We start from the raw sequence: 1,637 nt of genomic DNA on the forward strand, positions 1-1,637 counted from the left end.
TGGAGGGTGAACCAGGGGTGTCGCAGGCCCTCGTCATCGCCCGTCGCCACAACGCTGACGACCTGCGCCTGGTGGCGTATGTCGTCCCGTCCGCCGAGGAGTCGGGCGGTTCGGTGAGTGATCAGGTGGATGAGTGGCGGGAGATTTATGACTCGGTGTATGGGGGTGCCGGGTCGGTGGCGGTGTTGGGTGAGGGGTTCGAGGGGTGGAACAGCTCGTATTCGGGTGAGCCGATTGCGTTGGGTGAGATGTGGGAGTGGCGTGATGCGGTGGTGGAGCGGGTGCGTGGGTTTGCTCCTGGGCGGGTGTTGGAGATCGGTGTGGGTTCGGGGTTGTTGATGGGGTATTTGGCGGCGGGGGTGGAGTCGTACTGGGCGACGGACTTCTCGTCGTCGGTGGTGGAGCGGTTGCGTCGTCAGGTGGCGGGGCTGGGGTGGGATCATGTCGAGGTGCGTTGCCAGGGGGCCGATGATGTGTCGGGTCTGCCGGTGGGTGGGTTCGACACGGTGGTGGTCAATTCGGTGGTGCAGTACTTCCCGGGGTGGGAGTACTTGGAGCGGGTGCTGGACGGGGCGTTTGGTCTGTTGGCCGAGGGTGGCCGGCTGATTGTTGGGGATGTGCGGCATCGGGGTTTGTTGCGGGCGTTCCAGACGGCGGTGCAGGCGCGTCAGGAGGGTGTGGGGGACACGGCCCGGTTGCGTGCGCTGGTGGAGCAGGCTGTGGTGAACGAGAAGGAGCTTCTGCTGGAGCCTGGGTTCTTCACCGCGTGGGCGGCTGCCCGGTCTGAGGTGGTGGGGGTGGATGTGCGGTGGAAGCGGGGTGCGGCGCACAACGAGCTGACCCGGCACCGCTTCGACGTGGTGCTGCACAAGGCGCCCGTCCGGCCGTTGCCCCTGGCGGGAGTACCGGCCCTCACCTGGGGCCGGGACATCACGGATCTGGATGCCCTGGGCGGTGACGTGGGGTTGCCGGTGCGCGTGGTCGGTGTGCCCAATGCCCGGCTCGGGGCTGAGGTCGCTGCCGCGCGGGCCGTGGCCGCGGATGAGCCGATCGAGCGGGTGCGGGGTCTGTTGGCGGAAACGGTGGGGGTGGATCCGGAGGAGGTGTGTGTCTGGGCCCAGGCCCGAGGCTGGGACGCGCTGGTGACCGTCGCCACCGGGCGGCTCGACACGTTCGATGTGCTCTTGGTTCCCGGTGGTGTGGGCTCGGGCGCGCTGACGGGTGTGTACGTGCCGAGCGGAGAGCGTTCGCTGTCGGCTCTGGCGAGTGACCCGGTGCGGACCCGGGTGGCCGGTGAGTTGATGTCGGTGCTGCGTCGCCGTCTGGGGGAGCGGCTTCCGTCGTACATGGTGCCGGCGGCGTTCGTGGCGCTGGAGGCGCTGCCGCTGACGGTCAGCGGGAAGGTGGACCGGGCGGCCCTGCCGGCTCCCGAGTACTCGGTGGGCACCTCGCGCTCGGCGCGGACCCCGCAGGAAGAGATCGTGTCCGGTCTGTTCGCGGAAGTGCTCGGACTGCCCGCGGTGGGCATGGAGGACAGCTTCTTCGACCTGGGCGGACACTCCCTGCTCGCGACCCGCCTGATCAACCGGATACGTGCGGTACTGGGCGTGGACCTGCAGTTGCGCACGCTGTTCGAC

At 68.8% G+C, this 1,637-nt stretch carries 1 protein-coding gene; it reads left to right on the forward strand.

Features of this window, described 5'->3' with window-relative positions; translation table 11 throughout:
• Positions 1-17: 17 nt before the first annotated feature.
• The coding region (locus tag ABZ154_RS34990) for a phosphopantetheine-binding protein (RefSeq protein WP_356838500.1) at positions 18-1,637 on the forward strand (1,620 nt) is incomplete at its 3' end.

It is taken from the genome of Streptomyces sp. NPDC006261 (assembly GCF_040613515.1).
In the GTDB taxonomy this organism is placed as follows: domain Bacteria; phylum Actinomycetota; class Actinomycetes; order Streptomycetales; family Streptomycetaceae; genus Streptomyces.